Source organism: Francisella adeliensis (genome assembly GCF_003290445.1).
Taxonomy (GTDB): Bacteria; Pseudomonadota; Gammaproteobacteria; order Francisellales; family Francisellaceae; genus Francisella; species Francisella adeliensis.
This window is the reverse complement of the sequence record NZ_CP021781.1, coordinates 1,738,229-1,756,146: the sequence shown is the minus strand read 5'-3', so window position 1 is coordinate 1,756,146 and position 17,918 is coordinate 1,738,229. Positions and strand designations below refer to the sequence as shown.

Below are 17,918 nucleotides of genomic sequence, written 5' to 3'. Positions count from 1 at the left end.
TTATATGTCGCTTTCAACGAATTTACAAAATGTTTCAGTTAGGTTTGTATGATATTTATTTTTGTGTAGTAGCTTATAAAAATTTCTGCTAAGGTCTAATTCGTTAGTTTTGATTCTTAGTTTTGAGAAGTTGTCGCCATTCCAAGAATCTGCAATTGATAGTTCTGATAAACAAGCAACAGCATCACTGTTATAAATGTATTGTTTTTTTGCACCATCGTAGTTTAGGGTGATAGCCTTTTTAAGGCTTTTTATATGCTCTCCTAAAGCTTTTATTAGTAGTTGGTGTGTTCCTGAACCAACCTCTCTTGTTACCCATGGGTATTCAAGTAGTTTTGTAACAGTAATATCAGTTTCTTTAGCTAAAGGGTGGTTTGCTCGAACAATTACTCTTAAGTTATCTTCTCTCCAAAAAGTGGTAGAAACCATATTACTATGACATTCACCCTCAACAAATGCGACATCACAGTTCAGTCTTTCTATTTCATTTATAATTTCTTGGGTATTATTGCTAATTAGTTTGATACGAACTTGAGGATATAACTCTTTGAATTTTGCAATATATTTAGGTAAAAGATAGTTTGCTATTGTAGTGCTAGCACCAATTACTAATTTGCCTGATAAAGAATTATCATTTAGAGCAAATGCTTCAAACTCTTCTACCTGGTCTAGTATCTGTATTGCTTTGGCAAGTAAGCTTTCACCGTTCGAATTTAAGCGAATGCGCTTACCTACTCTATCAAATAGAGTAGAGCCTAATAGGTTTTCTAGTTGAGATATGGACATGCTTGCGGCAGCTTGAGAGATGAAGCATCTCTCAGCACCTGTACTTATAGACTCTGTTTTTGCAGTATTTACAAATACCTGCAGTTGTTTAAGGGATATTTTCATTTATAATGCTTCATAATTCATAGTATATAAGGAATACTAATATAAGTTTTACTGATATACAATATATAAGATATTGGATTTTCTTATCTAGATAAAAGAATCATAATATAGGTTCCATAGAAAAGTTGAGGATTTTTATGTTAAAAGATAAGTTTAGATGGGCTATTATAGGAGCTGGGCCGGCAGGTATCGCCACTGTAGGACTGTTATTGGATAATAATGTTGATGCTAAAGATATACTGTGGATAGATCCTGATTTTAGAGTTGGAGATTTTGGGCAAAAGTGGTGTGAAGTTAGTAGTAATACTAGTGTGAAATTGTTTTTAAGTTTTTTAAATCAAATAGATTCTTTTGATTATAGTGAATGTAATGAAAAGTTTGTTTTGAATACGCAAGATAAAGAAGGCTTTACTCATTTAAAAAATGCTGCAGAACCTTTACGGTGGGTTACTGATAACCTTAGAACTAAGGTTAATTCTTGCGAAGCTAATATAACTGAGCAATATGTGAAGAACGGTACTTGGAATCTTGTTTCAGATAAACAAACATACTATGCTGAGAAAGTTGTTTTAGCAACAGGTTCCACCCCTAAATCCTTAACTCTTCATGATAGTGAAAGGTGTCATGAAATAGGTTTAGCATCAGCATTAACTCCGAGTATTCTTGCTGAAGAAGTTTCTAATGATGATAAAATAGCGATATTTGGATCTTCACACTCAGCAATGATTATAGTTAGAAACCTTATTGAAGCTGGGATTACTGATATAGCAAACTTTTATTTAGAACCTTTGCGTTATGCTGTAAGAATGGATGGCTGGACACTCTACGATAATACTGGCCTAAAAGGTGAAACTGCAAAGTGGGTTAGGCAAAATATTTCTCAAAATCTTGATAAAAGGGTAAGTCGATATCTTTCTACAAAAGAGCAAATAGATAAGCACTTACCGAACTATAACAAAGTTATCTATGCTACAGGATTTAATCAACGAACCCCTGTATTAGAGGGAGTTGACTTTAGTAAATACGACTCTTCAACAGGGATAATAGCACCAGGGCTATTTGGGGTTGGTATTGCGTTTCCTTGCAAAACTATCGATCCTAGTGGTAATGTTGAACTTAATGTTGGACTATTTAAGTTTATGAATGATATCAAGAGAATGTTACCACTATGGCTGCAATATAGTTTATAACACTCAAAAAATATTTAGTGTGTAACTTCAGTTATAAATAATGCCTCTATCTGTTTACTATCTAGCTCAATTTTAATATATTAGAGTTCATAAGTTTATTTTGTTTAAGAAAATCTCATGCAAAAAAATATTTTAGTTCTTGGGGCAGGGGCTTGGGGCACAGCTTTAGCATTACAACTTGCTTATAATGGTCATCAAGTGAGATTGAACTCATGGCGTGATGAGCATAATCAAAGTATGATCGAAAACCACAATAATATTAAATATATTCCAAATATTGAAAAATTTCCTGATAATTTGCAAGCTATACAAAACTGGCAAGATTGTATTGCTGATTTTGATGATATTTTGATAGCTTCACCAAGCTCAGGATTCAAAGATACGCTTAATAAGCTAAAGCAGATTATACAACCCCGTCAAAATATAATAAGTGCAACAAAAGGGTTTTGTCATGATAGTTATTCATTATTGAGTGAGATGGTTGAGCAAATTTTGCCACAGCATAGTTTTGCTTTAATAACAGGACCAAGCTTTGCAAAAGAGGTTGCTAATAGATTGCCAACAGCAGTGGTTTCAGCCTCAAAAAATATAGAATACGCTGAATATGTCCAAAAATTATTTAGTAATAGTACATTTCGGTGTTATTCAACCTCAGACATCATTGGGGCTCAAGTTGGAGGGGCTGTAAAAAATGTATTAGCTATTGCTGCAGGAGTTGCTGCAGGACTTAATTTTGGGGTTAATGCTCATGCAGCTCTTATTACTAGAGGGCTAGCTGAAATTAAAAAGCTAGGTAATAAATTAGGTGCAAAAGATGAGACTTTTTTAGGACTAAGTTGTCTTGGAGATTTATTGCTAACTTGTTCAGACAATCAATCACGAAACCGTAGGTTTGGACTTTATCTTGGTGAAGGCTGTTCTATAGATGAGTCACTTACTAAAGTAAACAATGTCGTTGAGGGTTATTCAACAGCTCAAGCTGTATATAAACTCGCTAAGAAACATGGGGTAGATATGCCGTTAGTATTTGCTACATATAAGGTTCTTTATGAAGGTGTCGATGCTCGAGATGTTGTTAAAGAGTTAATGCAAAGAGAACTTAAATCTGAATGATATTTAAGAATATTAACTCAATAGCGAAAGTTCATTGAGCTTGTCGAAATGTTTGCTATTTATCTAAGAAAACTAAAACTAAAACTAAAACTAAAACTAAAACTTCAACTCAGCTTAGCCATTTTGTTCTCTTGAAAAATTAGATCAAATTAACAGTCTTTGTTTATAGATTTACAACTCTATCAAACCTATCTAACAGTTTAGAATTATGTGTAATAAATATAACAGTTTTATTAGTCATTAGATTACAAAGGTTATCAAAAACAACTCGCTCAGTTTCTTTATCTAGTCCTTCTGTAGGCTCATCTAATATTAGAATTGGTTTATCTTGTAAAAAAGCACGGGCTAACGCTAGGCGTTTTTGCTGACCACCTGAAAGATGCCTACCAAGCTCACCAGTCCAAGTGTCTAAGCCATTTGGTAAAGAGTCAACAAGTTTTTTAAGTTCTACTTGCTCTAATGCACTTAACAGCTCTTCATCAGTGGCGTTTGAATTTGCAATTAAAAGGTTTTCTTTAATCGTTGTGTTAAAAATATGTGGTGATTGGTTAATTGTAGTTATTAAATCTCTAATTTGGTTTTCGCTGAGTTTCTTTATGTTTTTATTGCCAATAGTAATTGAACCATTATCAACATCCCAAAATCTATTTAGTAAATTTATGATTGTCGATTTACCAGAACCTGTTGGAGCAAAGAGGGCTATTTTTTCATCTTGATTTATTTCAAGAGAAAAATTGTTAAACACACTAGAGCCTTTAACATAGCCAAAACTTATATTGTCAAAACAAATATCATTATTTTGTATTTCAACAGATTCTTTTGGGTAGGTTACATTAGGTTTAGCATTTGTAATGTTTAGAATTCTTTTTGAAGCAGATAGCGTTTTCCCAAGATATTGGTAAGCTAATGGTAGAGGCATTAATGCTTCAAATACAGCCATAATTCCCAAAAATATAAGAGCTATAAAAGCACCATTTATTGAGCCATTACTCGTAAGAGAAACAGCAAATAGTGTTACCATGATTATTGTCAGACCTAAGCTTAATGTCATTAAGGCAGAACCTAAACCATTAATCTTACTTAGTTTAGTTTCTTGGTTTAGTAGGCTAACATTATCTTTTTTTATTTTTTCAAGATGAGTATCTTCTAAGTCAAATATCTTTAGTTCAGCTAGTGAATTTACTCGCTCGGTAATGTCTGTTTTTAGTTCATTAGATATTTCATTTAATCTATGAGATTTCTTATAGGCTACAAAGCTTGAGAGAGCAGGTATAAGTAATCCGATAGTTAAAAGTGCTAAAGCTGTACAAATTGCCAATTTCAGACTAAAGAAACAAAATAGTAGAAATATAGCAAAAGTTGATAGTAAAAATACAACAGTAGGTGATAATATGCGAATATACAAATTATCTAAAGCACTAATATCATTTACTAATCTTGAAAGTAAGTCGCCACTTTTATATTTGTAAAGATGTGATGGTGCGAGAGGTTCTAGTTTTTTATAAAACCACACGCGTACATCTGTCAAAATTTTAAAAGTTGCTTCGTGAGTTAATATTCTTTCGCCATAACGACCGACAATTCTACCTAATGAAAAAGTTCTTACTCCAGCAGCAGGATAAAAATAGTTAAAAGAGCTTGCTACAGCATAGCTAGTTGTTGCGAGATACCCAGTATAAGATATAAACCAACCAGATAACGACATTAGCCCAATACCCATGAGTATAGTAGACCATGCTAGAAGTGTACCTAAGAGCATCCATTGAGTTTGGTTTTTGAAGAGCTTGATAAATGGTATTAAGTTTTTCATAGCACCACCTCATTTTTATAGAAGCTGTAAAAAGCTTTGTCTTGTTGGCTGACTAGTTCTTTGAAATTTCCTTGTTGAACTATCTTGCCATTTTCAAGAACTATGATTTTATCGACACATTCGAGAAAGCTAAGCTTATGAGTTAACATGATTACGGTTTTATTCTGCCATGATGATGTAAGTGACTCAATTACCTTTGTTTCACTTTCTTTGTCTAGGCTTGCAGTTGGTTCATCAAGTATTAGTAAATCATGAGGTTTAATATATGCTCGTGCTAAGGCTAGTCTTTGAGCTTGCCCCCCTGATATACCTAAGTTTTGTTCGCCAATTTGTGTATTTAAGCCATTCGGTAGTGACTTGATGAATGTATCAATATTTGCCTTAGTAATTGCGTCATGAATTTCATTTTCACTCACGTTAGGGTTTGCAAGTTGTAGGTTTTCTTTTATTGAACCTTTAAACAGAGAAGCATTTTGCCCTAACCACGATATGTTCTCTAACCATGATTTTTCTGTGAGAGTTTTTAACTCATGCTCTTTGGAGTTAGAGGATGTAATAGCTATATTTCCATCATATTCTATAAACCCAAGCAGTGTGTTTATAAAAGTTGTTTTACCAGCACCACTAGCACCTATAACAGCTATCTTTTGCCCTTGCTTAATATCCAAAGAAATATTTTTTAATACTTTTTTATCGCCATAACTCACACTAAGATTTTTTATTTTGATGTTTTTAATATTTCCATCAAATACTTTATCTGCAGATTCATTTGGTTTTAACTCGAATATTTTAGCAATTTCAAGTGCAGCACCTACGGCATCAGCTTTAGCATGGTAGTGTGTACTAAGCTCTCGTAATGGCATAAAAAACTCAGGAGCTAGTAACAGTATAAACAAAGCTCCTTGCAGGTTTAAATCTCCAAGCGTCCACCAGATATGGTTATCTGAACCTTGATTAATAAATCCCATGCCTAAGTAAATTGCGACTAATGCTATTGATGCTGCTGAGAAAAGCTCTAGTACAGCCGATGAAAGAAATGCTAATTTTAAAACTTTCATCGTACGAACTCTATAGCTATCAGATGCTTCAAATATTTTGTCGCTTTGTATTTTACTTTTATTAAAAAGTTTGAGAGTTGTGAGGCCTTTTAACGTATCTAAAAATGTGAGACTCATGCGAGCTAGTTCTTTAAAGTGTTTTTGGCTTTCAGATTCTGCACTAAGACCAACTATTATCATAAAAAGTGGAATTAATGGCATACATATTAGTAGGATAATTCCAGCAACTATGTTTTGATATAAAACAAAAGCTAAAATAATCATCGGCATAACTGCAGATAGAGTCACTTGTGGTAAAAACTTAGTTAGATAATTTGTAACGCCATCAACTTGTTCCATTGCACTTGTAATGAGGTTTGCATTTGCTGTTTGACTAGATTTCACTGGTCCAAGCTTGTCTATGTGAGTTACTATATCCTCTCTTAGTTGTTTTTTGACAATTACAGCAGATTTATAGCTTACCACTTCTTTTAACCAGCTTAACCCAGCTCGTATAACCACAATAGCGAATATAATTACAAAAGAGTTTGTTAGCGTTGTGAGTTTAAGTTTTAAAATATACGCATCATAAGCAATACTTGAGAGTAAGTATAGCTGAGCTATCAATAGTACTCCGCTAATTATCGATATTAAAACAGTTAGCTTTATTTGTTTTTTTGCTGGCTCTGATATTTGTTTTAGCCATTGGCGAGCTATTTTTTTATTTTCTTTGGGTGAAATAGTAGGCATTAGATTGCTCTATTTATCTTAAAAATTTCGAGTATTATAGCACTTAAGAATGAGTATTTCGAAATATAAGCATTTACTGTTGTTACCGAGATTTGAAACTACTAGTAGTTCCTTAGACCATGTTGCCTTGCTCTTCAATCTAAGTTGTGACACTCAAAATATGTTTAGCACATAAACTTCAGTTAACGACAGTGTAAGCAAAGCATTGTGACTGTATTAGTTGGTTTTTGATAAGGTATTATTTTATGTGTGATTGTGCTAGAATACCGGGTATATGTATTATCTTTAATAATAGCGGTAAATAATGTCATTAGTACCTAGAGAATCCTCATCTATAAATATAGAAAAAGAACTGAAACAGTCGTACCTTGATTATGCAATGAGTGTAATTGTTGGTCGTGCATTACCAGATGTTCGTGATGGTTTGAAGCCAGTACATCGTAGAGTGCTTTTTGCGATGAATGAACTATCTAACTACTATAACCGACCTTACAAAAAGTCAGCAAGAGTAGTCGGTGATGTTATCGGTAAGTATCATCCTCATGGTGATACGGCTGTTTATGATACTATTGTTAGAATGGCTCAACCATTCTCTCTTCGCTACACACTAGTAGATGGTCAGGGTAACTTTGGTTCGGTTGATGGAGATTCTCCAGCTGCAATGCGTTATACCGAGATTAGAATGCAGAAGCTTACACATGAGCTTTTGGTCGATCTTGATAAAGAAACTGTAGATTTCTCACCCAATTATGATAATACAGAGTTAGTTCCAGATGTATTGCCAACACGAGTGCCTAATTTACTTGTTAATGGTTCATCAGGTATCGCTGTAGGTATGGCAACAAATATTCCTCCGCATAATATGACAGAAGTCATAAATGGAACGCTAGCCTTAATCGACAATCCACAATTAACTATCGAAGAGATCGTGGAGTATATTCCAGCGCCAGATTTCCCAACAGGCTCGTACATTAATGGTACTGATGGTATCTTAGAAGCTTATAAAACAGGTCGTGGTCGTGTGATAATGCGTGCTAAGGCAAATATTGAAGAAGATGAAGCTAGTGGTAAATCTCATATTATTATTACTGAAATACCGTATCAGGTAAATAAAGCCAAGCTTGTAGAGAAAATTGCTGAGCTTGTTAAGGACAAAAAAGTAGTTGGTATTACTGAGCTTAGAGATGAGTCTGATAAGGATGGTATTCGTGTTGTAATTGACATTAGAAGAGATGAATCTCCAGAAGTTGTTTTAAATACTCTATATGCTCAAACACAATTGCAATGTAGTTTTGGTATTAATATGGTTGCTTTAAGTGATAACAAGCCTAAGCTTTTAGGACTTAAAGAGATTCTTGAACAGTTTGTTAAGCATAGAAAAGAAGTTGTTACTCGTAGAACTATTTTTGAATTAAGAAAGTCAAAAGAAAGAGCTCATATTTTAGAGGGTTTACTTCTTTCTCTGGCAAATATTGATGAGATGATTGAGTTGATTAAAGCTTCTCCAAGCCCTGCTGATGCTAAGGAAGGAATGCTTGATCGTTCATGGAATGGTTCACTTGTTAAGAGTATGCTTGAAGGTGTTAATGTTAAGATGTATCGCAAAGAAGAACTTGCTTCTCATTATGGTATTCAAACTGATGCTTCTTACAATCTTACAGAAGAACAAGCAGAAGCAATTCTTGCATTAAGGCTACATAGATTAACTGGTTTAGAGCAAGATAAAATCACAAATGAATTTAAAGAGCTTATTGAAAGAATTAAGTATCTAATTGGCATATTAAGCTCACAAGAAGAGTTGATCAGAGTAATAAAAGAAGAGTTGGTTGAGATTAGAGATAATTTTGGAGATGAAAGAAAATCTGAAATTATGTCATCAAGACTTGATTTAACAAGAGCAGATTTGATTACAGAAGAAGATATGGTTGTGACTTTATCTATGGATGGGTATGTTAAAACTCAACCTTTAAGCTCATACAATGCTCAAAAACGCGGTGGTGTAGGTAAGTCAGCAACTAAGACTAAAGAAGAGGATAGTATCTTTAAGTTAATGTTAGCTTCTACTCATGATACTATGCTTTGTTTCTCAAGTTTAGGTCGCGTTTACTGGTCAAAAGTTTATGATTTCCCTGTTGCAAGTCGTGTATCTAAGGGAAGGCCTATAAACAACATTTTACCATTAGATAAAAATGAAAAAATTACAGCATTAATGCCAATATCTGAATTTACAGAAGGTTGGTTCGTATTTATGGCAACAAAATTAGGTCGTGTTAAAAAAGTTGATTTATCACAGTTTGAACGCCCAAGGAGTACAGGTAAGATTGCGATTGGTTTAAACGATGGTGATGAACTATCTTATGTGACTCTTACTGATGGTAGTAAGCAAGTAATGATGTTTTCTGATGCTGGTAAAGCTATTCGTTTTGATGAGTCAGATGTACGAGCTATGGGTCGTTCAGCAGCTGGTGTGACGGGTATGCGTTTACAAGATGGTCAAAAAATTGTATCTATGTTTGTTACTGATCCAGAAGAAGGAATTGTGTTAGCTGCTACTGAAAATGGTTATGGTAAGCGAACTGCGGTAAGTCAGTATCGTAAAACTAAGAGAGCTAGTCAAGGTGTAATAGCAATATCTACTTCTGAAAGAAATGGTAGTGTGGTTGTTGCAGTACTTGTAGATACTGATGAAGATATTGTGATGATTACAAACAATGGTACTTTAGTCAGAACGCACTCAAATCAAGTTAGAGAATGTGGTAGGTCTGCACAAGGTGTTAGACTTATTAATCTTAGAAATAATGAGAAACTTATTGGATTAAAAGTTGTTAAGCAAGGTGATGAAGAGCTTGATGATGAGGTCTCTGAGTTGGAAGGTTTGGTTGAGGAAACAAGCGAAAACACTGAGGTTGAAGATTAATTATAATGTCTAATAAGAGCAAAATTACCATATTAGGAGCTACAGGTTCTGTTGGAGATAGCACCATTGCTGTAATTAGAGATTCTCAAGACTTTGAGGTTTTTGCTCTATCTGGCTTTAGCAATATTAATAAGCTAGCAGATTTATGTAATGAGTTTTATCCAAAATATGCTGTTGTCACAGATGAAAATGCTAGGCTAGAACTAGAAAAGCTTACAAAAACTAAGATCTTAGTTGGTGAAAGTGCTCTTGAATTAGTTGCGAGTGCTGAAGAAGTTGATTTGGTTATGTCTGCAATAGTTGGGGTCGCTGGCTTAAAACCTACCTTTGCTGCAGCTAAAGCAGGTAAAAAAATTCTTTTAGCAAATAAAGAGTCACTAGTCGCAGCAGGTCATCTGCTGATAGACGAAGTTAAAAAAAATAATGCTCAACTTATTCCTGTAGATAGTGAACATAATGCTATATTTCAATGCTTAGATAATCCAAAAAAGGAATTTACTCCAGAGGTTTCAGAGATTGTGTTGACTGCATCTGGTGGGCCTTTTAAGAATAAGGAATTAAAGGAGCTTGTTGATATAACTCCTGATCAAGCTTGTGCTCATCCTAATTGGAGTATGGGCAGAAAAATATCAGTAGATTCATCTACGATGGTAAATAAAGCATTGGAGGTTATTGAAGCATATTGGCTTTTTGGTGTAACAACTGATAAACTTCGTGTCTTAATTCATCCGCAAAGTATAATTCATTCGATGGTGAAATATGTGGATGGTAGTTTTTTAGCTCAATTAGGTGTTCCAGATATGAAAACACCTATAGCAAACGCGATGTATTACCCTAAGCGCGGGGAAGTGAATGTAGCTGAATTAGATTTCACAAGCACCGAGTTAACCTTTAAAGCCGCCTGTTTTGAGCGTTTTGAAGCATTAGCTATAGTGTTTAAAAATTTGCAGAATAAAAATTATGCTGCAAATATAGTTTTTAATGCAGCAAATGAGATATTAGTTGCAGCATTTTTAGATGAGAGAATTAAGTATTTAGATATTATTGAGATCAATAAAAAAGTAATAGAAGAATTAGAGTTTGAGAATCCGCAAAGCATAGAAGAAGTTTTTAATATTGATGAAAAAGCTCGTGAATATGTGGGTTCTATTTTGAGGTAAGAGTTGGTGTTTTTTTTAAAAAAGAAGTTTGTATTCATCCTTCTTCTTATGGGTATTGCATGTACTAGCTGGGCTGAAGGTGGCAGCTTTATACTAGATGATGTATCTATAGAAGGGCTGCAGGGGTTGCAAAGTGATGTGGTTAAAAGCCGCCTTGGTTTTAAAAAAGGTAGCTATATCACACCAGAAGATACAAACCAGATTATTAATAATCTTTATGGTACGGGCTTTTTTAATAGCGTTGATTTGTATCGTAAAGGTAGTAATCTTTTTATAAATGTAAAAGAACGTCCAATTATCGCAGGGTTTAGCTTTAGCGGTAATAAAAAACTAAAGAAAGAAGATCTTGAGAAAGTTTTTACCGATGCAGGTATTTATGTAGGTAATGTATTTAACCCAAATACATTATTTTTATTAAAACAATCACTACTTAGCCAGTACTCTCAAATGGGTCTTTATGGTGCTAAGATTGAAGAGAATATTCGTAAATTGCCGAATAACCGAATAGACATCAATTTAACAATGTCAGAAGGTAAGCCTGCGACAATAGATGCAATAAATTTTGTTGGCAACAAAGATTACGATGATAAAGCTTTAAAATCTAGTGTAGCATTTCAGGTACCTTCACTATGGAATTTATGGGGCTTTTTAGCGCCATTTGATAGTTATTCACCTAATGCTATGGATCAATCTGTCCAAGGGGTCACAAACTACTATTTAGATAGGGGTTATCTTGATTTTAAAGTAACTTCAAAACAAGCTTCTATGACAAAAGATAGAGAGCATTCATTTATAACTTTTGATGTTGCTGAAGGAGAGGTTTATAAGGTTGGTAAAATTAGCTTAGATGGTAAGTTTATACTCCCAAAATCAGAACTAGAAGCTCTAATACAGCTTAAGCAAGGAGAGGTTTTTTCAAAGAAAAAGTTAGTCGATAGTGCTGAGGCAATAAAAACACTTTTAGGTAGTAAGGGTTATGCTTTTGCAACTGTAAACCCAATTCCTGATGTAAATAAGAAAAAAAGAACAGTCTCGTTTAAGTTTGTTGTCGATGCGGGCAAGAAAGTATATGTAAATAGAGTAAACTTCTTTGGTAATAATGTTACTAATGATTATGTTTTTCGTAGGCAGTTACAGTACTATGAGCAGGCTAAGTACAACAAAAAAGCAATTGATAAATCTCAGAGAAGATTAGACCAGTTACCATATGTACAGTCCGCAGATATGCAGTTAGTTCCTGTTGAAGGCTCTGATGATCTCGTTGATGTAAACTATAATATAAAAGAAAAAAATGCTAACTCAGTCAGTGCTAGTTTAGGATTCTCGGATCTTTATGGCTTTATGATTGGTGGTAAATTAAATATGCCAAATGTATTTGGTACAGGTAATACATTTAATTTAAATGCCCAGTTATCAATACCATTCCAACAGTTAGACATTAGTTATATAGACCCTTACTTTACCACTTCTGGTATATCACAAAGTGTATCCGCATATGCAAACCGCTCAAACTTCGCAAAAACTAATGCAATTGCAGCATATCAGTTAGACACTTTTGGTGCTAGATTGATGTATGGCTTGCCAATATCGACATTTAGTAATGTTTCATGGGGTCTTACATTTGCAAACAACACAGTTAAACAATCAGATGGTTATCAATCCTCAATAGTTAAATGGTTTATAGATCAGCAAGGTAGGAATGTTTTCAATGAGCCAGCTGTTACAGGTGGTTGGAGTTTTGATAATTCAAATAAGTTTATGTTTGCAACTGATGGTGGATCTATTGATTTAAATGGAACTATAAATATACCAGGTATTAGTAATATCAACTCTTATAAAGTTGAGTTTGGTGGAAAGTATAATATAGCTATACCAAATACTGATTTATCAGCGCTTTCTATAACGGGGAAAGTTGGCTATGGTGGAGGGTTTGGTAAAACTGCTGAGCTACCTTTTTATCAAAACTTCTATGGTGGTGGTTGGGGATCTGTACGAGGATTCTTACAGGGTTCACTTGGTCTAAGAGACATTAATTTGATTGATGGCTCGACAGGAAACTCAATTGGTGGTAATCTTAATATTTATAACGGTTATGATTTATTATTTCCAGTGCCATTTGTTGAAGACAGTTCAAATATGAGGGTGGGAGCTTTTGTTGATATTGGTAATACTTATACCACTTATGATCTAAGTGGTGTCGTAGCACCAGCCCCTAAGCAAGAAACTACACCATCGTTGTCTAACTTAAAGTATTCAGTGGGTGTGCAATTTAGGTGGGCGTCACCAATGGGACCTTTAGCGATATCATTTGCTCAGCCATTTAATGTCCAGACAGGTGATGTGGTGCAAAACTTTCAGTTCTCATTGGGGCAAAATTTTTAAAATAAGTAGTTTGATTAATCAGGGAGAAAGTAGAATGAAAAAAATAATTAGCGCGATATCTATAGCGATTGTAAGTGTAACTTGCTCTTATGCTGAAGCAAAATTAGCAGTTGTGAACCCTTCTGAGATATTTAATGATACTGATCTGGGTTCTGTAAGTGTTAAGAAACTAGAGAATGATCTTAAGCCACAGGCTGCAAAATTACAAGAACAACGAAATGCAATTATGAAAAAGGTTAATGAGCTACAGCAGAACTCAACTACCATGACAAAAGATGAGTTGGCCCAACAGCAAAAAGCTATTGAGCAAGAGCAACAAGAATTTGCAGGTAAAGCTAGAATCCTTCAGCAAAAAGAGTATGCGAAAAAAGATGAACTATCTAAGAAATTCCAAGCCTCTTTTGATAAGTCAGTAAGTCAAATCGCTAAAGAAAAAGGCTACAACATGGTTGTAACAACTCAAGCATTAGCTTACTCACAAGGTATTGATGATATATCTAATGATGTCGTTGTTCTTATGAATAAATCTTCTAGTTAATCGCGGATAGGAGAAGTAAATGTATACTTTAGATTTTTTAGCAAATAATCTTGATGGTAGAGTTGAAGGAGATACTTCCGTAGAGATTACAAAAATAGCTACACTATCTCAAGCAGGCCCAGGAGATATATCTTTTTGTACTAATCCCAAATATTTATCTCAATTATCTGAAACTAAAGCATCTGCTGTTTTGATAACAGAGGAAGCTCTTGAGTTTTGTAATACTAACGCGGTTGTTTTATCAAACCCCTATATGGCACTAGCTCAAGTAATGGAATTGTTTGATAAATCCCCAAAGCCTAGCGGTAAAATCCATAGTAAGGCAGTAATTGCTTCAAGTGCAGTTCTTGGAGATAACATTACAATTGAAGCTAATGCTGTAATTGGTGATAATGTTGTGATTGGTGATGATGTCTGTATTGGAGCATGTGCAACTGTTGATGCAGGTACTATAATTGGTGACAGGTCTGTAGTTAAGAATAATGTTTCTATCGCTTATGATATTGTTATTGGTAGCGACTGTATTATTCATCAAAACTCAGTAATTGGTTGTGATGGTTTTGGTAATGCCAGAGATGATGATGGTAGTTGGACAAAAATTCCACAGCTTGGCCGTGTTGTGATACATGATGATGTTGAGGTTGGTGCTGGTACAACTATAGATCGTGGAGCTATAGATGATACTATAATCAAAAAAGGTGTTCGTATTGATAATTTAGTTCAGATAGCACATAATGTAGTTATAGGAGAAAATACAGCTTTGGCTGGAGTTACGGCAGTAGCTGGGAGTACAACTATTGGTAACAACTGTCTTATAGGGGGGCAGTCTGCGATTACAGGTCATATAGATATATGTGATAATGCTATTATTGGTGGGGCTTCGAATGTAGGGAAGTCAGTTACAAAGCCAGGGATGTATTATGCAGCATTTGAAGCTAAGCCTCGTATAGAATGGGGAAGGTTTGTAGCCAGGATATCTAAAATTGATAAGCTAATGGCAAGAGTAAAAGATTTAGAAACAAAAATAAAATAGCAAATAAGGATTTATTATAATGAGTCAATTTGATGATAAAAACAAACAAATGGATATATTAGGCATAAGAAAAATTTTACCTCATAGGTATCCATTCGCGCTTTTAGACAGAATCTTAGATTGGGATGTTGAAAATAAATCAATCGTAGCTCAAAAAAATGTCACTATTAATGAAGATTTTTTTAATGGACACTTCCCAGATTTCCCAGTTATGCCTGGAGTTCTGCTTGTTGAAGCTATGGCCCAAGCTACAGCTATATTGGGTGAAATAATGGCAGAAAAACTTTTCTCTTATGTTGTTGCTAAAGCTGGTGTTGGCGAGCGTCGTACATTTATGTTAGCGGGAATTGATAAGGTTAGAGTTAAAAGACCTGTCGTTCCTGGTGATGTACTGATTATTGAATCACAGGTTATAAAAGTTAAAAGTATAGTATGTACAGCAAAATCAGTAGTGAAAGTGAATGATCAAGTTGTTTGTTCAGCAGACTTAATGGCAGCATATAAGGATTATTAATAGTGATACATAGTTTAGCAGTAGTCCATGAAAGTGCTAAGATTGCAGATAGTGCTACCATTGGCCCTTTTTGCGTTATTGGTGCAAATGTTGAGATTGGTGAGGGTACTGAATTAAAAAGCCATGTTACTATTGGAGATAATGCAATTCTTGGTAAAAACAATCGGGTTTTTCAATATGCTTCTATAGGAGATGATCCTATTGATTATACCTATAAGCAGGGAGAGTTTTCTCAAGTTATAATCGGTGATAATAATGTTATCCGTGAATGTGCTACTATACATGGTGGTACCTCTAAAGAGGTTGGTATTACATATGTTGGCAATAATAATCTTATTATGTGCTATGTTCATATTGGCCATGATTGCAAAGTTGGCAATAATATTAGTTTAGTAAATGGGGTTGGTTTAGCTGGTCATGTTCATATTAAGGATTATGCTATATTAAGCTCAAATGTTGGCGTGCATCAGTTCTGCACAGTAGCGGAACATGCATTTATAGCTCATGCGGCTCTTGTAAGCAAGGATGTGCCTCCATATCTTATGGTAACAGCAGTTGTTGGTGGTGCTACTCCATGTGGAATTAATTCTGAAGGGTTGAAGCGAAGAGGTTTTACACCAGAGCAAATTAAAGCTATTAAAGAAGCTTATAAGGTTTTATACCGCAGAGGTTTAATGGTTAAAGAGTCTTCTGAAGTTATTAAAGAGATGGCAAAAAATGAAGATGTAATTAAACCGTTTGAAACTTTAATGAGTAATTCTAAGCGTGGAATCTTAAGGTAATGAGAATAGGCATAGTTGTAGGTGAACTTTCTGGAGATCAGTTGGGCTGCTCTTTAGTTGCTGCTCTCAAGCAAAAATATCCTAATGCTATTATTGAAGGCATTGGTGGACCTAAGATGCAAGCTGAAGGCTTTATTAGCCACTACTCAATGGATCAACTATCTCTTATTGGCTTTATGGAAATAATCTCTAAGGGCCTCAAAATATTAGCTATCCAAAGAAAAATGATTAATTATTTCAAGCAAAATAAGCCAGATATTTTTATTGGTATAGATGCTCCAGACTTTAATTTAACTGTTGAGAGGAAGCTAAGACAAGTTGGAATAAAGACTATACATTATGTCAGTCCTAAAATCTGGGTATGGCGAGAATATAGGATTAAAAAAATCCGTAAAGCTACGGACAAAGTTCTAGCTTTGCTTCCTTTTGAAGTTGAATACTATAGAAAAAGGCATAATTTTGAAGCAATTTATGTCGGTCATCCTTTAGCTAAATCAATTCCAATAGAAATAGATAAGCAAAAATATCGAGATAAGCTTGGTCTTGAAAATGATTTACCAATACTTTCAATATTACCTGGTAGTCGCACTAGTGAAGTTTCTCGGCTACTACCTTTGTTTTTAGAGGCAACTCAAAAGTTAAAAGAAGATGGTTATAAGTTTCAAGCTGTAATCCCTTTAGCTAAGCAAACTCTACAGTCATTGTTTGATGAGTATAAGAGTCAAATAAATAATTTAGATATTAAAGTTATTGATGGTCAATCACATGAGCTTCAGATGGCAGCAGACTTTAGTTTACTTTCTTCAGGCACAGCTACATTAGAGGCTATGCTTTATAAATTGCCTATGGTTGTTGGATATAAGCTTTCTAAGCTTTCAGCTTTTCTCGGAAGATTGTTTGTAGGAAGCCATAGTTATTGGGCATTTCCAAATATTCTGCATAAGAGTGAGATAATAAAAGAGCTAATCCAAGAAGACTGCACTGTTGAGAACTTGTATTTTGAACTGAAAAGACTTTTCGATGATAAAGACCGAAATCAAATGATTAAAAAAGAGTTCACGAAAATACATAAAAGCATGATAGTAGATACTGATGAGAAAATTCTTGAAGTCTTAGATACTATTATTAAAAACCCTTAAAATATTACACTTTTGTATATATAATATAGACTAGTAAAATGTTTATAGTAGAGTAATTAATGTCAACGATTTTAATTTTAGTTATAATTTTAGTTGTACTGGTCATAATAGACCTGTGTCGAAAAGCTATCCGTATTAAGCAGAAAGAGGCTCTAAAGCGTTCAGAAAATGAGTCTACTGAAAAGCTTATCAAACAAACTAAATCTAGTCTTAGCAATATTGAAGAGGTTAAAGATGAATATCCTCTATTAAAAGACGGGTATTTACTGTTTTATTTTGAAGGCATTGATATGATTGATGTCAATAATTTATCGATGTTTTTGAAGTATTATGGTATCAAATATACTGATGAGCAAGTTTTCCAAAAAGTAAATTATGATGATGTAATATTCACGGTTTTACCAGATAATAAGGCACAAGTTTTTGAGTCGCAAAAGGAAGGGTCTATTAAATCCCTAGTGGTGGTTATGAACTTTAAAAAACTTGCAGATATGCAGTATGATGTTAAAACATGTTATGAGCTTATGATGGATGTTTTAGAAGCAATGAATAAGAGCTTTCATGGTACAATTATGAATGAAAATAGAATCAGGCTTACTAAAAGAGATAAGCAGAACTATTTGGATGCTATTTTATAATCAAAGTTTTTTCTTGTTATTACA

General features: G+C 34.2%; 14 protein-coding genes. 11 read left to right on the top strand and 3 right to left on the bottom strand.

What is annotated here, in order from left to right:
• On the bottom strand, positions 1-891 hold the full coding sequence (locus CDH04_RS08465; RefSeq protein ID WP_112870601.1) for a LysR substrate-binding domain-containing protein: 891 nt from the start codon (positions 889-891) through the stop codon (positions 1-3).
• A 137-nt stretch (positions 892-1,028) separates the two neighbouring features.
• Here CDH04_RS08465 and CDH04_RS08460 point away from each other — a divergent pair, with 137 nt between their 5' ends.
• Positions 1,029-2,081, top strand: coding sequence for an FAD-dependent oxidoreductase (locus CDH04_RS08460; protein ID WP_112870600.1), 1,053 nt, complete (start codon positions 1,029-1,031; stop codon positions 2,079-2,081).
• 117 nt (positions 2,082-2,198) lie between these two features.
• Positions 2,199-3,194 (top strand): NAD(P)H-dependent glycerol-3-phosphate dehydrogenase, encoded by a 996-nt coding sequence (locus tag CDH04_RS08455; RefSeq protein WP_112870599.1) that lies wholly within the window; start codon positions 2,199-2,201, stop codon positions 3,192-3,194.
• 163 nt (positions 3,195-3,357) lie between these two features.
• Here CDH04_RS08455 and cydC read toward each other — a convergent pair whose 3' ends face one another.
• Positions 3,358-5,004 (bottom strand): heme ABC transporter ATP-binding protein/permease CydC, encoded by a 1,647-nt coding sequence (cydC, locus tag CDH04_RS08450; RefSeq protein WP_112870598.1) that lies wholly within the window; start codon positions 5,002-5,004, stop codon positions 3,358-3,360.
• Complete coding sequence (cydD, locus tag CDH04_RS08445; RefSeq protein ID WP_112870597.1) at positions 5,001-6,791, bottom strand: heme ABC transporter permease/ATP-binding protein CydD; 1,791 nt, start codon at positions 6,789-6,791, stop codon at positions 5,001-5,003. The genes cydC and cydD overlap by 4 nt, the downstream gene beginning before the upstream one ends.
• Positions 6,792-7,095: 304 nt before the next feature.
• Here cydD and gyrA point away from each other — a divergent pair, with 304 nt between their 5' ends.
• Genes gyrA through CDH04_RS08400 form a run of 9 tightly spaced genes read left to right on the top strand, consistent with a single transcriptional unit; the run spans position 7,096 to position 17,894 of the window.
• Positions 7,096-9,708 (top strand): DNA gyrase subunit A, encoded by a 2,613-nt coding sequence (gyrA, locus tag CDH04_RS08440; RefSeq protein WP_112870596.1) that lies wholly within the window; start codon positions 7,096-7,098, stop codon positions 9,706-9,708.
• A gap of 5 nt (positions 9,709-9,713) precedes the next feature.
• Positions 9,714-10,868: a 1-deoxy-D-xylulose-5-phosphate reductoisomerase gene (dxr, locus tag CDH04_RS08435; RefSeq protein WP_112870595.1), complete on the top strand. Its 1,155-nt coding sequence runs from the start codon at positions 9,714-9,716 to the stop codon at positions 10,866-10,868.
• Positions 10,869-10,874: 6 nt separating this feature from the next.
• On the top strand, positions 10,875-13,250 hold the full coding sequence (gene bamA, locus CDH04_RS08430) for an outer membrane protein assembly factor BamA (RefSeq protein WP_112870594.1): 2,376 nt from the start codon (positions 10,875-10,877) through the stop codon (positions 13,248-13,250).
• A 34-nt stretch (positions 13,251-13,284) separates the two neighbouring features.
• A complete protein-coding gene (locus CDH04_RS08425) occupies positions 13,285-13,788 on the top strand; it encodes an OmpH/Skp family outer membrane protein (RefSeq protein ID WP_112870593.1) in 504 nt (167 codons plus the stop codon).
• 19 nt (positions 13,789-13,807) lie between these two features.
• The gene (gene lpxD, locus CDH04_RS08420; RefSeq protein ID WP_112870592.1) at positions 13,808-14,821 is read left to right on the top strand and encodes a UDP-3-O-(3-hydroxymyristoyl)glucosamine N-acyltransferase; all 1,014 of its coding nucleotides are present in this window, start codon (positions 13,808-13,810) and stop codon (positions 14,819-14,821) included.
• A 19-nt stretch (positions 14,822-14,840) separates the two neighbouring features.
• Complete coding sequence (fabZ, locus tag CDH04_RS08415) at positions 14,841-15,335, top strand: 3-hydroxyacyl-ACP dehydratase FabZ (RefSeq protein ID WP_112870591.1); 495 nt, start codon at positions 14,841-14,843, stop codon at positions 15,333-15,335.
• Between the two features lie 2 nt (positions 15,336-15,337).
• Positions 15,338-16,117 carry an acyl-ACP--UDP-N-acetylglucosamine O-acyltransferase gene (gene lpxA, locus CDH04_RS08410; RefSeq protein WP_112870590.1) on the top strand — a complete coding sequence of 260 codons (780 nt, stop codon included), beginning with the start codon at positions 15,338-15,340 and terminating at the stop codon, positions 16,115-16,117.
• On the top strand, positions 16,117-17,256 hold the full coding sequence (gene lpxB / locus CDH04_RS08405) for a lipid-A-disaccharide synthase (protein ID WP_112870589.1): 1,140 nt from the start codon (positions 16,117-16,119) through the stop codon (positions 17,254-17,256). Before lpxA ends, lpxB begins: the two co-directional genes overlap by 1 nt.
• 59 nt (positions 17,257-17,315) lie before the next feature.
• Positions 17,316-17,894, top strand: a complete 579-nt coding sequence (locus tag CDH04_RS08400; protein WP_112870588.1) for a cell division protein ZipA C-terminal FtsZ-binding domain-containing protein — start codon at positions 17,316-17,318, stop codon at positions 17,892-17,894.
• The last annotated feature ends 24 nt before the right edge of the window (positions 17,895-17,918 follow it).

Bases quoted from the DNA above. Each gene is read 5' to 3' on its own strand.
- CDH04_RS08465 (WP_112870601.1), bottom strand. From the start codon at position 891: ATGAAAATATCCCTTAAACAACTGCAGGTATTTGTAAATACTGCAAAA.
- CDH04_RS08460 (WP_112870600.1), top strand. From the start codon at position 1,029: ATGTTAAAAGATAAGTTTAGATGGGCTATTATAGGAGCTGGGCCGGCA.
- CDH04_RS08455 (WP_112870599.1), top strand. From the start codon at position 2,199: ATGCAAAAAAATATTTTAGTTCTTGGGGCAGGGGCTTGGGGCACAGCT.
- cydC (WP_112870598.1), bottom strand. From the start codon at position 5,004: ATGAAAAACTTAATACCATTTATCAAGCTCTTCAAAAACCAAACTCAA.
- cydD (WP_112870597.1), bottom strand. From the start codon at position 6,791: ATGCCTACTATTTCACCCAAAGAAAATAAAAAAATAGCTCGCCAATGG.
- gyrA (WP_112870596.1), top strand. From the start codon at position 7,096: ATGTCATTAGTACCTAGAGAATCCTCATCTATAAATATAGAAAAAGAA.
- dxr (WP_112870595.1), top strand. From the start codon at position 9,714: ATGTCTAATAAGAGCAAAATTACCATATTAGGAGCTACAGGTTCTGTT.
- CDH04_RS08425 (WP_112870593.1), top strand. From the start codon at position 13,285: ATGAAAAAAATAATTAGCGCGATATCTATAGCGATTGTAAGTGTAACT.
- lpxD (WP_112870592.1), top strand. From the start codon at position 13,808: ATGTATACTTTAGATTTTTTAGCAAATAATCTTGATGGTAGAGTTGAA.
- fabZ (WP_112870591.1), top strand. From the start codon at position 14,841: ATGAGTCAATTTGATGATAAAAACAAACAAATGGATATATTAGGCATA.
- lpxB (WP_112870589.1), top strand. From the start codon at position 16,117: ATGAGAATAGGCATAGTTGTAGGTGAACTTTCTGGAGATCAGTTGGGC.
- CDH04_RS08400 (WP_112870588.1), top strand. From the start codon at position 17,316: ATGTCAACGATTTTAATTTTAGTTATAATTTTAGTTGTACTGGTCATA.